General features: G+C 52.0%; 10 protein-coding genes. 7 read left to right on the forward strand and 3 right to left on the reverse strand.

Annotation, left to right across the window (positions count from 1 at the left end):
* Window positions 1-226 precede the first annotated feature (226 nt).
* The 4 genes from MKX50_RS11425 (at window position 227) to MKX50_RS11440 (ending at window position 5,405) form a co-directional block, all read left to right on the forward strand.
* Window positions 227-1,231, forward strand: a complete 1,005-nt coding sequence (locus tag MKX50_RS11425; RefSeq protein WP_339159670.1) for a 2-oxoacid:acceptor oxidoreductase family protein — start codon at window positions 227-229, stop codon at window positions 1,229-1,231.
* A gap of 68 nt (window positions 1,232-1,299) precedes the next feature.
* Complete coding sequence (locus tag MKX50_RS11430) at window positions 1,300-3,603, forward strand: thiamine pyrophosphate-dependent enzyme (RefSeq protein WP_339159671.1); 2,304 nt, start codon at window positions 1,300-1,302, stop codon at window positions 3,601-3,603.
* Between the two features lie 73 nt (window positions 3,604-3,676).
* Entirely contained in the window at window positions 3,677-4,684 is a 1,008-nt protein-coding gene (locus MKX50_RS11435; protein WP_339159673.1) for an acryloyl-CoA reductase, read from the forward strand.
* 187 nt (window positions 4,685-4,871) lie between these two features.
* Window positions 4,872-5,405: a hypothetical protein gene (locus MKX50_RS11440; protein WP_213588548.1), complete on the forward strand. Its 534-nt coding sequence runs from the start codon at window positions 4,872-4,874 to the stop codon at window positions 5,403-5,405.
* A gap of 8 nt (window positions 5,406-5,413) precedes the next feature.
* Here the strand turns inward: MKX50_RS11440 and MKX50_RS11445 are convergent, their stop codons facing one another.
* Entirely contained in the window at window positions 5,414-5,926 is a 513-nt protein-coding gene (locus tag MKX50_RS11445; protein WP_213588547.1) for a MogA/MoaB family molybdenum cofactor biosynthesis protein, read from the reverse strand.
* A gap of 160 nt (window positions 5,927-6,086) precedes the next feature.
* Here MKX50_RS11445 and MKX50_RS11450 point away from each other — a divergent pair, with 160 nt between their 5' ends.
* The 3 genes from MKX50_RS11450 to MKX50_RS11460 all read left to right on the forward strand — a co-directional run bounded on the left by MKX50_RS11450 (window position 6,087) and on the right by MKX50_RS11460 (window position 8,593).
* Window positions 6,087-7,127: a GTP-binding protein gene (locus MKX50_RS11450; protein WP_339159676.1), complete on the forward strand. Its 1,041-nt coding sequence runs from the start codon at window positions 6,087-6,089 to the stop codon at window positions 7,125-7,127.
* 121 nt (window positions 7,128-7,248) lie between these two features.
* Window positions 7,249-7,584: a four-helix bundle copper-binding protein gene (locus MKX50_RS11455; protein WP_213588545.1), complete on the forward strand. Its 336-nt coding sequence runs from the start codon at window positions 7,249-7,251 to the stop codon at window positions 7,582-7,584.
* A 106-nt stretch (window positions 7,585-7,690) separates the two neighbouring features.
* Window positions 7,691-8,593, forward strand: coding sequence for an S-layer homology domain-containing protein (locus tag MKX50_RS11460; RefSeq protein ID WP_339159678.1), 903 nt, complete (start codon window positions 7,691-7,693; stop codon window positions 8,591-8,593).
* 508 nt (window positions 8,594-9,101) lie between these two features.
* Here MKX50_RS11460 and MKX50_RS11465 read toward each other — a convergent pair.
* Together MKX50_RS11465 and MKX50_RS11470 are read right to left on the reverse strand one after the other, a co-directional pair.
* Window positions 9,102-11,186: an ABC transporter ATP-binding protein gene (locus tag MKX50_RS11465; protein WP_339159681.1), complete on the reverse strand. Its 2,085-nt coding sequence runs from the start codon at window positions 11,184-11,186 to the stop codon at window positions 9,102-9,104.
* Window positions 11,187-11,191: 5 nt separating this feature from the next.
* On the reverse strand, window positions 11,192-12,946 hold the full coding sequence (locus tag MKX50_RS11470; RefSeq protein WP_339159682.1) for an ABC transporter transmembrane domain-containing protein: 1,755 nt from the start codon (window positions 12,944-12,946) through the stop codon (window positions 11,192-11,194).
* Between the last annotated feature and the right edge of the window lie 48 nt (window positions 12,947-12,994).

The raw sequence follows: 12,994 nt of genomic DNA on the forward strand, positions 1-12,994 counted from the left end.
TATTTTTAGCGTCGTTGCTTGCTTCATTCGACACCTGCCTCAAAATTGTCCATATGACATTTGTTACATCCATCACACTCCATATATGGTAAATTGAAAAATTAATCGAGGTATTTTTGACTCGAAGCATTTGCGATGATGTTGAAGGGGCATTTTGTATAGTTTGATTCTGTAATGATTACCGTGTAGATGAACTCGCATAAGCGAAAGAAGGGAGTCCGGACGCATGCAATTACCAAAATTGAATGAGTTAGGTTTTTTCGAAATTCGGCTGGAATCGATAGGGGGCCTTGGCGCGAACCTAGCCGGCAAAATGCTGGCTGAAGCTGGGGTCGAGGGTGCCGGGCTGAATGGTGTCAGCTTCTCTTCGTACGGATCAGAGAAGAAAGGATCACCGGTTAAAGCGCATATCCGTTTCTGTAATCTAGATACGCCGATCCGGGATACATCGCCCGTAGAGCGGCCGCATATCGTAGGCATTTTTCAGGAAGCGCTTGCGAAGACCGTCAATGTGATCAGCGGCATTTATGAGGACAGCACCGTTCTTGTGAACTCCCGCAAAACTCCGGCAGAGCTGAAGGAGCAGCTGAAGCTGCTCGGAGGAACGATTGCCGTCGTTGATGCTACGGGCATTGCCTTGGAGGAGAAGAATCGGGTTAATATGGCCATGCTCGGCGCGATGTTTCGGTTATGTCCATTTTTGGATCCGCAAACGATGAAGGAGGTCATTCGGAAATCCCTGGAGAGCAAATATCCTCAAATGGTTGCCCCTGCCATAGCAACCTTTGAACGTGGATATCAGGAGGTGACGGTTGAGACCTTTGCGCTGCCGGAGGGAATGAGCATGCCTGCCTTTACCCGGGCGGATACACCGGTCTTGGGGTACGAAACCCAGCCGATTGGCGGGCTAGTAATCAATCCAGGCAACAGTATTTTGAAGGATCTAAGCATTTCGCGTTCGGGAATGATGCCGCATTTCAATCTAGATGCCTGCATTCACTGCGCCCAGTGTGATACCGTCTGTCCGGATAACTGCTTTGTCTGGGAGGAGCAGCCGGACAAGAAGGGGCGTTTGCAGATGTTCCTGCAAGGCATCGATTATCAATACTGCAAAGGCTGCCTGAAATGCGTGCACGCCTGTCCGACGGACGCGTTATCCGGTGAGCGGGAGGAAGACGGTGTCGCGGCGGCCAATCGCGTCCCGCATAGATTTGATTTTGCGATGCAGTGAAGAGGGAAATGTCGGCTCAAAAAAGCTATCGTTGAAGTCCAATAAATAACAAGAAAGGCGGAAACGTCATGGCGATGGATATTGCAAAAGAGAAGGGCACAGCCAAGGTGGAGCAGCGGGTCGTTTATGAATCAGGTAATGAAATGGCGGCATACGCTGCCCATCAAATCAATTATCATATCATGGGATATTTTCCGATATCTCCATCCACGGAGATTGCCCAATTTCTCGATTTGATGAAGGCGAACGGACAGCATGACATCAAACTGATTCCTTCTGACGGGGAGCATAGCTCGGCGGGAATTTGCTATGGGGCATCCACGGCGGGCGGCCGGGTCTTCAATGCCACGAGCGCGAACGGGTACATGTATATGCTGGAGCAGATGCCGGTTCAGTCCGGAACCCGCTTCCCGATGGTCATGAATCTGGTATGCCGGTCGGTGTCCGGACCGCTGGACATTCACGGCGACCATTCCGACTTGTATTTTGCGCTAAATACGGGTTGGCCGATCTTAATGTGCCGTGATCCGCAGGCCGTATATGACATGAATATTATGGCGATCAAGCTGGCAGAGGATCCGGCAGTGAGGCTGCCTGTGCTTGTAGCTTCGGACGGATATTTTACCTCGCATCAGAAACGCCGGGTGCATACGTTCGCCAACCGCGAGGACGTGCAGCGGTTTATCGGCGAGCAGCCTGCCGGTTTCCCGCATACACTGGACCGCAACAACCCGATTACCGTCGGCCCATACATGAACGAGCCTGATTATATCAACAACTGTTATCAGCAGTCTCAGGCGATGTACCGGGCTGAAGAAGTGTTTGAACGCATTGCGGAAGAATATGAGCTGCTGACAGGCAGAAAATATGAGCTGCTTGATCTGTATCGGATGGAGGATGCTGAGGTTGCGGTATTTCTTATGAATTCGGCTTCGGAAATCATCAAGGACGTAGTTGACAGCTTGCGGAGCCAAGGCATCAAGGCAGGTTCGATTGCACCCAACATGATTCGACCGTTCCCGCAGCGGCAAATCGCTGAGGCGCTCAAAAACGTAAAGGCGGTTACGGTAGGCGACCGTGCTGATTCTTATGGAGCGCATGGCGGCAATATGACTAATGAAATCAAAGCGGCGCTATATACGTATGGCAATACGATAACCCAGGTGGTCAGCCGCGTATACGGTTTGGGCGGGAAGGAATTTTACGCTGAGGACGGCCATCATTTGTTCTCCTTGGCGATCGAGGCGGCGAAGAAGCAAAAGGTCGACATCCCGTTCGATTATTACGGACATACGCCGGGGGATCCTGACAAGGCGCCTAAACGGGTGCTGAACCCGCTTCGCTTCGAGGATTTGAAGACCGGCCTGATTCAGGTAACCAAAAATGAGGAGACCGGGAAGCTGGGCGTGCGCATACCGCCGCTGCGTGCTTTGACGAAGAAGCCGAAGCGCATTGCGCCAGGGCATGGGGCGTGTCCGGGCTGTGGCATTTTTTCCGGACTGGAGCTGTTTTTTAAAGGGATCGAGGGCGACATCGTCGCGCTGTTTCATACCGGCTGTGCTATGGTCGTTACAACCGGGTATCCGTACTCCTCACATAAGGCAACCTATATCCACAACCTGTTCCAAAACGGGGCTGCAACCTTATCCGGGGTAGTTGAGATGTTCTGGGAGCGCAAGCGCCGGGGAGAGCTAGATCACCTCGGCCTTCAGGATGACTTCACCTTTGTCATGGTAACCGGCGACGGCGGAATGGATATCGGCATGGGACCGGCCATTGGCGCTGCGCTTCGCAATCATCGGATGATTATTATCGAATACGATAATGAAGGGTATATGAACACAGGGGCTCAGCTATCTTATTCAACGCCGTTAGGTCATCGGACTTCAACTTCGAATATCGGCTCGGTGCAAAAAGGGAAAGTGTTCCATCACAAAGATACGGCGCAGATTATGGCGGCGACGAACATCCCTTACGTATTCACCGGAAGCGAAGCCTATCCGCAGGATTTGGTCAAGAAGGCGGCCAAAGCTCAATGGTATGCTCAGAACGAAGGGCTTGTATATGGTAAAATATTGATAGCATGTCCGCTTAACTGGATCAGCCCTGATGATGAGGGCACGAACATCGTGGACGCCGCGGTGAATTCCTGCTTTTTCCCGCTCTATGAAGTGGAGCATGGCAGTACGACGATTACCTACAATCCGGAAGAAAAGGGCAAACGCGTTCCATTGGTAGATTGGCTCAAGACGATGGGCAAGACCCGCCATCTCACGAAGCCGGAGAACAGTGGAGCATTAGCCGAGTTCGAGCGCGAAGTGAACCGGAGATGGCAAGTGTTATTGGCGAAGCATGAGCATCCGTATTTGTAGTCTCAAAGACTAAGAATGAAGGATGGTAGATGAAGCAAGAGTTATAAACGAGCGTAACGAAAGGAGGCATCCCGTGGAAAAGAAAACTTCATTTCGCGCGTATCGCGTAAATCAGAATGAAGATGGCTTCTCCGCAGGCGTCGAAACGGTTCAGATTTCCGATTTGCTAGAGAGCGACGTTGAGGTTGAAGTGCACTACTCCAGCGTCAATTACAAGGATGGCCTGGCCAGCAGCCCAAAGGGCAAGGTGGTCAGCAGCTATCCGCGAATTCTAGGCATCGATTTGGCCGGCAAGGTGACCGCTTCGTCCAGCCCGGATTTTCAGCCGGGAGATGAGGTGTTGAGCACAGGCTACGGCCTAGGAGTTTCTCATGACGGAGGATATGCCGAAATTGCCCGCGTTCCGGCAGAATGGCTCGTCAAGCTGCCCGAGGGACTAACCCTTAGGGAGAGCATGGCGCTGGGAACCGCAGGTTTTACCGCTGCCTTATCTGTGGATCGATTGATCCATAACGGGCTTCAGCCAAGCAGCGGCCCTGTTCTTGTTCGCGGGGCAACAGGCGGCGTTGGCAGTATTGCCGTGAGCATTCTGGGCAAGCTCGGCTTTGAGGTTGTTGCGGCGACCGGGAAGCCTGAGACGGAAGCCTCCTTGCTTAACTGGGGCGCGTCGTCCGTTATTTCACGGGAGGCGGCTGCAGCTGAGGTTAAAGGCGCGCTCGGCAAGACCCGCTGGGCGGCTGTCGTCGACCCCGTTGGAGGAGTGGGCCTAGGCGAGATTATGAAAACTGTTAAGTATGGCGGTTCGGTGGCGCTGTCTGGTTTGACGGGCGGCGGAACCTATGAGGCCTCGGTTTTTCCTTATATTTTGCGGGGCGTTAACTTGCTTGGCATCGATTCCGTGTACTGCCCGCAGGCGAAACGGCTGGAATTATGGCAGAAGCTGGCGAGTGAATGGAAGCCAGAGCAACTGCTTCGGGAAGGTGTGACAACCTATAATCTGAACCAGGTGGAGGAAGCTTTAGCGACAGTACTGAACGGCAGGGCGATAGGCCGTCAAATCGTATCTTTGAAATCCGTCTAGCCATCGTGATTAAATGGATTCTCTGCGTCGGAGAGCCAGGGACGCAAGGGCAGCTGCTCAATTGAAGAGCAGCTGCCCTTTTTTAATACAGCTGATTCAATGTGATGGCTCGTATGAAACCGTCTAGGATGAGACAACCTAATCGTAATTCTAAAGCTGTTAAAGCGCATGGAAAGAAGGGGTTACGATGAAAAGGCGGAAGGCCGGCCTATATGTCGTTATGCTCATTCTGGGGACGGCGGTTGTAATGGCGGGATGCCGGAGCGGCTCGAACCGCATTGCCAAAGAAGAGCTCGACCGCGTGCAGATGAGAACGTACCAGAAGGGAAACCAGAGACAAGCCACACAGGGAAAAACGTTAAACAAAGCGCTGCTTCATCATTTAATCAGCGAGAGCGCCAAACACGGAATTAGGCTGACCAGAGAAACCTACGCCGAAACGCTGGACGGTACGATCACCTACAATTACTTAATTGATAGTGACCCTCGCCATTTCGTGATCGTGTATGTTTATCCGTCCGAGGAGAAGCGGATCCGGGAAATGGCTGAAATCTATGGCACCGGAGAGATTCGTTCAAAAGCGGCCAATCAGCCAGCAGTCATTGCCACACGCGGCAAAACCGCATTCGTATATGCATCAAACGGGATGCCTGATCACAAATATACCGAAAATATGCGGGCCGTGTTCGACGAGTTGCTGAACCGGATAGCTAATCCTTAACGCGGGTTTTATTTCTTATTGATTTCGCGCATGACATGTCGAAGCTCGGGCATGATGATTCGCTCCATGGCAAGCTTGACGGCAGCCTGAGAGCCGGGCATGGAGAAGACGGCCATATTGCTGATCGTGCCGGCAATCGCGCGGCTTAGTATAGCTGCCGAGCCGATATCCTCCGTAAAGCTTAAGTAACGGAAAATTTCACCGAACCCGGGCATTTCTTTATTCAGCAGGCTGCGTACCGCTTCATATGTGGTATCCCGGGGCGATATTCCCGTGCCTCCGCTAAGCAGGACCGCTTCGATGCTGCGGTCGGAAGCCGCTTCACGGAGGAGCTGGCGAATCTGGTCGTATTCGTCTTTGATAATCACGTACTTCACGACCTTGCAGCCGCCGGCTTCCAATAGCTGCCGTATCAATTTCCCGCTGGTGTCATTTTCAGTAGTCCGGGTATCGGACACGGTCACAATCATGCAGGAAACTTGCTGGGGCGCTTCCTGACGGTGTTGTTCTACGGATTTCATGTTATCGTTTCCTTTCGGGTCTGAAATGGTTGAAGGATAATTCAATAACCTATTTTAACATATTTACCCGGAACTATTCGGCGAATCACAGGTTGCATCCCAAGATGGCTTGGTGTAAACTCGCTCTCATGGAATGTGAAATTCATATGGGGGTTAGGAGATGTCACAAGCGAATTTGAATCAAGCCACGCCGGTTTACATATTGTCCGGGTTTCTCGGGAGCGGGAAAACGACGCTGCTGCAGCGGATGCTGTCATACTGGAAGGAGCAAGGCTTAAAACCGGCAATTATCATGAACGAAATTGGCGATATCAATTTGGATGGTTTGATTGTCGGAGATGAGGTGCCGATGGCGGAGATGCTTGGCGGATGCATCTGCTGTACGGTTCGGGGAGACCTCAGCGTGCAAATGTTCGAGCTCATTCGGGATGAGCGGCCGGATGTCATCGTGATCGAGGCTACAGGAGCAGCTAATCCGCTCGAAATATTGGACGCCGTAACCGAAGTTTCCTTAACAGCCAAAATCGATATCAAGCCGATGATGACGGTCGTGGATTCGGCCCATTTCCTGGAGCTGCATGCGGCGCAGAAAGGAAAGACCTATCGGCTGATGATGGAGCAGATTCGCTGCGGTTCCGTTCTGATCGTCAACAAAATCGACAGATTGCAGAGCGGGCAATTGCAGGAAATCGAGGATTTGCTGCGGCGGTTGAATCCATATGCGGAGCTTCTGCCCGCCGTTAAATGCGGTGTGAATATCGAACACCTTATGACATTGTATGATGATCTGCAAGGAATCCATGATCGCGAACATAAAGAACATGCGTCATCCTGCAGTCACGGCGGCGATTGTCAGTGCGGAGAGCATGCTGACAGCAGCATTCATGGACATGGGGTAGCTCATGGGCATCTGCATCATACTCATGAACACGTCACCGTATACAGCCATTATTTTCAAGGGCCTGTTAACAGCGAGCGATTCGAGAGCTTCATCGCCGAGCTTCCCCGGGAGGTCTACCGGGCCAAAGGCGTGTTGAGCTTCTCCGACACGTCCAGCCGTTTTTTGTTCCAATATGCTTACCGTGAACCGGATTATTTGAAAATAACGCCTCAAGGCAATGTGCCGGATGTCGTCGTGTTCATTGGTGAGCATTTCGATAAAAACAAGCTGGCAGACCAGCTTCGCGAGCTGGAGGCATGATCTCTCTGAGTCCAGCCAATATTTAGCAGATCGTCCTGCTTCGTTTCATTTCACCGTCTTCCTGGTTAGTGTAATAAAGAGTTTGTTCGCGGATACTACATCTTCAGGAGGGAATAGGACTATGATTCAGGAAAAATACAGGGAATGCATCCAAGCTTGCCTAGAGTGCATGAATGCATGCAATTACTGCTATGTCTCCAGCTTGAAGGAATACGATTTGGCGATGCTGCGGGAATGTATACGACTTGACCGGGAATGTGCGGAGATCTGTTCTTTTGTTGCAGAAGCGCTATCGCGCAGCACGCCTTTTGCAAAAGAGCTCTGTGAACTGTGCGCGAAAGCCTGCGATGCTTGCGCAGAGGAATGCGGAAAGCACGAACATCATCATTGCAAGCAATGCGAGCAGTCATGCCGCAGGTGTGCGGAAATTTGCCGCGGTATGATTACGGCAGCCTAAAGCTGGGGATAAGGCGGGAGTCCGTTCGGTTTATCGGTGGATTTTTCCTGTAACGTTGAAACCTTCCGGACCCCCTTTGCGTCAGAGAGGGCAGAGGTGATGACTAATGATGAATCCAAAATTGAAGCTGACAGCTGCGCTCCTGTTGTCCGGCTCGCTGCTCCTGGCCTCCTCGGCAGCTGCCTTCCAGGACGTCGAGGGAAGGGACACGGCAATTACGAAGTCTCTGCATGAAAGGGGCATTATCCATGGCATGACCAAGGAGAAATTCGCGCCGAAAAGCCAGCTTACCGGGGCGCAGGGTGTGCGAATGATCGTGCAGGCGCTGGATTTGAAGGGCAAAAGCAAAGCCAGCCCTGGCGTAAAAGGCGGTGCGGCGTTCTGGTATTCCGAGTCGCTGCAGATTGCCAAAGACAACGGCATTCAATTGCCCGCGAATTTCAAGCCGAATGAGAAGCTGAGCCGCGAAGCTTTTGCCAATATGCTCATGCAGGGCATAGCTGCGACCGGCAATTATCCGGTAATTATGATGTATGTGAACATCGCCGATTCGGATCAGGTAAATCCGGATTACATGAGCAACATCCAAACGCTGCTGCTGACGAAAATTGCGTCGCTGGATGACGACGGAAAATTCCATCCCAAAACGCCGATTACCCGAATTGAAGCCGCCCGCCTTGTATACCAAGCCGCTGAGTTTGTTCAGCAGCATAAAGACAACGTTATTCCGGACAAAGACGACGACCAGCAGTTGAACCAGGTTTCTTATCAAACCGAGAAGGTGAATGACCAGGTGAATAAAGTCGTCCTAACCCGGGCGAATCAGCCTCATCCGGGCTATGGCATTGCCGTAGCCAAAATTGAGTTCAAGGCTAAGACCGCGGTTGTATATTACGAGCTGTTATCGCCAGACCCTGGCAAGTTCTACCCGCAGGTCATTACGGATTCCAAGACGGAAACGTATGTATCCAGCCAATATGAAGTGGTTATTAAACCGCTGAAAAAATAAAAACAAGGGGCAGCCCTAAGCCATTTTTGATGGCTCCGGGCTGCCCTTGTTTTTAGAATTATTGATTCGGAGATAGCGCAACACGTATAGATGTAACAGGGATGTAACATGGATCAAAACCTATCGGACCTGAGGAAGTCTCGATTACCGTATCGCGGTGGCGCTAACGAACCTAAGAGGCGCTAACTGGCTCGAATCAAACATTCTGAAATTGTAACGAACCCTTGTATCCTTATTGGCCTCATAACCACGCAAAGATAACGCATTTGAGTCAAATAGCGGTATATAGATTCGTTACAACCGGTACTATGCCGAAAATGAGGGATTAGCGTGCTCAAGATTCGTTAGGCGAAGCCGCCTTCTATTGATGCAGATCCCAGTGTGTTTACCGGCAGGTTAGGGCAGGTAGATCAGGTCAGTTTTACTCAGCTTAAGCCAAATTGGTTCATCTCAGGATAGTTCAGGACTAGTAAGTTCATACCATGTTAATTCTGGCCAGGCTAGTAGTTTAGCTCGGGTTAACCGCTGCCCGCGTAGCCGCCGCACCTGCGTGCTGTGGAAGCGGCTCTGATGTCGCTTCTTCCGCTGCGCCCAGCTGCAGGCGATACATTTGATAGTATCTCCCGCCTAGGGCGAGCAGCTCTTCATGGGTACCCCGTTCCACGATTTCGCCTCGATGCAGCACGAGAATTTGGTCGGCGCTGCGGATCGTCGATAGGCGGTGGGCGATGATGAATGTCGTACGGCCGCGCTTAAGCACTTCTAACGCGGACTGGATCAGCGCCTCTGTCTCGGTATCGATATTGGCCGTCGCTTCATCCAGAATCAGGATCGCTGGATCGAAGGCCAATGCTCTGGCAAAGGAAATCAGCTGCCGCTCTCCGGCGGATAGTGTGCTTCCTTTCTCCACTACGGGCTCATCGATGCCTTTAGGCAGATGCTGCAGAATACGCGTTGCGCCTACATCGGCCAAAGCCTTTTCAACGCTAGCCCGGCTGATCCGCTCGTCACCGAGGCTTACATTCGAAGCGATCGTACCCGTAAATAAGTACGGGTCCTGCAGGACGATGCCCATATGCTGGCGAATCCATTGCTTCGGCAGTTCGGTGACATTCTGGCCGTCAATCGTAATCGTTCCCTTCTGAGGATCATAGAAACGGAATAGCAAATTGATGATCGAGCTTTTGCCTGAGCCGGTATGCCCTACCAAGGCGACGGTCTGCCCTTGCTTTGCCTCAAAATTAATATTTTTGAGCACGTAATCCTTCTTGTAGGCGAAGGAGACGTTTTTGAACTCGACATTCCCTTTGTAGCGCGGCATTCCGCCGTCAGTGACAGGCTCGCCAGGCTCATCCATCAGCTTGAATACGCGGCCGGCGGACACCATGGATGAGTCCAGCGCCGCAAGCTGATTGACCATGCCGGTAATCGGCTGAAATAACCGGCCGAGCACATCCACGAAGGCGTACAGCACACCAAGGGAAATAATTCCTGCTCCGGTCAATTGAGCCGAGCCGAAATACCATAGGACGATCGCAAACGACAAGCTGCGGATGACGTTGACGAGATTATGCGAGGTCAAGGCATTCAGGTTGAGCATCTTGTTTTGGTGCTTCATGTAATCGTTGTTCAGGTTTTCGAATTCTTCCTTGGTTTGCTCTTCGCGCCGGAATATCCGGATGATCGACATGCCTTGAATCGATTCGTTGATTATTGCGTTGATTTCGCTCAGCCGCGAACGGATGATGGTGTTGTATTTGGTAGCAAATTTTCGGTAGAGCACAACCCAAATCCAAATGACCGGCACGACGAAAAGGCATATGAGTCCCAGCCTGACATCGAGCAGGAACAGGGCTACGTACACCCCCAGCATGTTTATCACGCCCGAGAAGAAATTGGAGAGAACGGCGATAAACAAATCTTTGACCGCCTCGGTATCGTTCGTTACCCGAGAAACGACCTTGCCAGCCGGCAGGTTGTCAAAGTAGTTGACTGGCAGGCGCTGAATATGGCTATATACATCAACGCGTAGCTTCTGAATGACCTTGTTTGCGGAAGATTGCAGCCAGTAGGTTTTGCCGAACTCCATGACGATGCCGACCGCCAGAAAGGCGAAATACCAGCCGACCAATGTCAGAATGCCGGGAACTTCCGGTTGATAGAATGCGAATAATTCCGTTTTTGTCAGCTTGACTGCCGGATACTCGGATTTGTTCCCGTTATAATCAATGGTCAGCATGCCATCCTGAAAACGGCGGTCCCCGCTTGGGTTTGCCACAGGCTCGTCAATGAAGACGAAGATCTTGCCCGTCTGCAGAATACGAACCTCCTGGCCTTTGGCTTCTTCAGCGGCAAAGCGGTCTCCGCGCTTGAAGTAACGTCCATCATAAGAAACAGTTTCTTTGCCGGGCCCGGATGTCTCGTAAAAAGGCCGCTCGATCGCCAGCATGTGATCATCGATCATCGAGCGGGCGATGAAGGGGCCGGCCAGATCGGCGGCAACGCCGATCGCCAGCATGACCAGGGCAAGGATAAATGTATTTTTTGCCGTCAAGGCGTATTTAAACAATGCTTTACCTGTATGTGTATGCATGAGGATTAGGACACCTCCCCGTCAAGGTTGGATTCAACCTGTTGACGCTCATATTGTTCGCGGTACCAGCCATTCGCCTGAAGCAGCTCCTGGTGTGTACCTTGCTCGATAATGCGTCCCTTCTCCAGCACGACGATCCAATCGGCATGCTCCACCGCGGATAGCCGGTGAGTGGAGATGAGCGTGGTTTTGCCAGCACGCTTGCTTCGGATATTGTCGACGATTCGGGCTTCCGTACGGGCGTCAACGGCCGAAAGCGCATCATCGAGAATTAGGATTTCCGGATTGGCGATAAATGCTCTTGCCAGCGATACCCTCTGCTTCTGTCCTCCGGAGAGGGCCACGCCTTTCTCGCCAACCAGCGTATCCAGCCCGTCGGACAAGGTTCCCAGATCCTGATCGAACGCAGCGGTACGAATCGCTTCCATAATCTTGTCATCCGAAGCGTCCTTGAGGCCAAATTGAATGTTCTGCCTAACACTCTTTGAGAACAGAATCTGTTCCTGCGGGACGTAACCGACCCAGCCATGGAGTTGAGAAAGCGCGATATTTTGAAGCGGAATGCCGGAAATAGTCAGTTCGCCGGTTCCTAACGGATATTCGTGAAGCAGCTGCTTCAGCAGCGTAGATTTGCCGCTGCCGGTACGCCCGACGACGCCAAGCGTCTCGCCGCGGTGAATCTTCAGATGAATGCTGTCGAGGTTAACCTGCGCCGAAGTCGGGTATTGAAAAGTGACATTATTAAACTCAATGGTATCGGGATGATCGACATGGACCGGATCGGCTGCGTCCTCGACGTCGGGCTTGACGTTCAGCGTCTCGTTCACCCGGTCGAGGGAGGCGCCGCCGCGCTGCATGATATTGATCAATTCGCCGATGGCAAACATCGGCCAGATCATCATACCGAGATACATATTAAATGATACGAGGTCGCCTAAGGTCAGCTCGTTATGAAACACGAGGTATATGCCATAGGTCAGGCCGATGGCGTAGCTGAGCCCAACGCAGAGCCGTATCGTTGGCTCGAAATAGGCATCGACCCGTGCGACGGCCAGATTTTTGCGGTACACGTCGTCGGTAACGTCCTGGAACCGCTTCTCATCAAGCCGCTCCTGTACATAGGCGCGTATGACGCGCACACCGGCGACCGATTCCAGCACCTGGTCATTCATATCGCCAAACGCATCCTGAGCCAGCGTATAGCGCTGGTGGATGATGCGGCCGTAAATCATCATGGCCAGAGCGATGAAAGGGAGCGGAATGACCGCGGCCAGCGTCAGCTTCCAGCTGATGAGCGTGCCCATAGCGATAAAGATGACGGACAAGTAAGCCGTCGAGTCGGTTAAGGTCAGCATGCCGAAGCCGGCCGTCTGGGCAACGGATCTCAAATCGTTCGTTGCTCTTGCCATGAGGTCCCCGGTACGGCTCCGTTCAAAGAACGGCGGCGTCATCCTCAGCAAATGGTTCATAAACCGCGTGCGCAGCAGCCTTTCAATCAGATTGGAACCGCCGAACAGCTTGTGCATCCATATGTAAGTCATGTAGTAAATGACGATGAGCACGCCGACAATCAGCAGAATATATTGCGTTAGCGACTTCCAGCTAATGGATCCGTTAACGATGTCGTCGATTGCTGCACCCAGCAGCCGGGGCGGAAGCAGCTCGATAATCCCGGCGACAATCAGCAGGATCAATCCGATCGTGTATCGCCTTTTTTCTCGCCGGAAGAACCAGCCTAGCTTTTGAAGAACGGAAAACATGAAGGTTTCCTCCTATTCTTTAAATCATGAATTTTTAAGTCATTCTTG

The organism is Paenibacillus sp. FSL W8-0186 (genome assembly GCF_037969765.1).
GTDB classification, from domain to species: domain Bacteria; phylum Bacillota; class Bacilli; order Paenibacillales; family Paenibacillaceae; genus Fontibacillus; species Fontibacillus woosongensis.

Excerpts from the sequence above, each read along its gene's own strand:
- MKX50_RS11450 (WP_339159676.1), top strand. The coding sequence starts at position 6,087 with ATGTCACAAGCGAATTTGAATCAAGCCACGCCGGTTTACATATTGTCC.
- MKX50_RS11470 (WP_339159682.1), bottom strand. The coding sequence starts at position 12,946 with ATGTTTTCCGTTCTTCAAAAGCTAGGCTGGTTCTTCCGGCGAGAAAAA.
- MKX50_RS11445 (WP_213588547.1), bottom strand. The coding sequence starts at position 5,926 with ATGAAATCCGTAGAACAACACCGTCAGGAAGCGCCCCAGCAAGTTTCC.
- MKX50_RS11425 (WP_339159670.1), top strand. The coding sequence starts at position 227 with ATGCAATTACCAAAATTGAATGAGTTAGGTTTTTTCGAAATTCGGCTG.
- MKX50_RS11460 (WP_339159678.1), top strand. The coding sequence starts at position 7,691 with ATGATGAATCCAAAATTGAAGCTGACAGCTGCGCTCCTGTTGTCCGGC.
- MKX50_RS11455 (WP_213588545.1), top strand. The coding sequence starts at position 7,249 with ATGATTCAGGAAAAATACAGGGAATGCATCCAAGCTTGCCTAGAGTGC.
- MKX50_RS11440 (WP_213588548.1), top strand. The coding sequence starts at position 4,872 with ATGAAAAGGCGGAAGGCCGGCCTATATGTCGTTATGCTCATTCTGGGG.
- MKX50_RS11430 (WP_339159671.1), top strand. The coding sequence starts at position 1,300 with ATGGCGATGGATATTGCAAAAGAGAAGGGCACAGCCAAGGTGGAGCAG.
- MKX50_RS11465 (WP_339159681.1), bottom strand. The coding sequence starts at position 11,186 with ATGCATACACATACAGGTAAAGCATTGTTTAAATACGCCTTGACGGCA.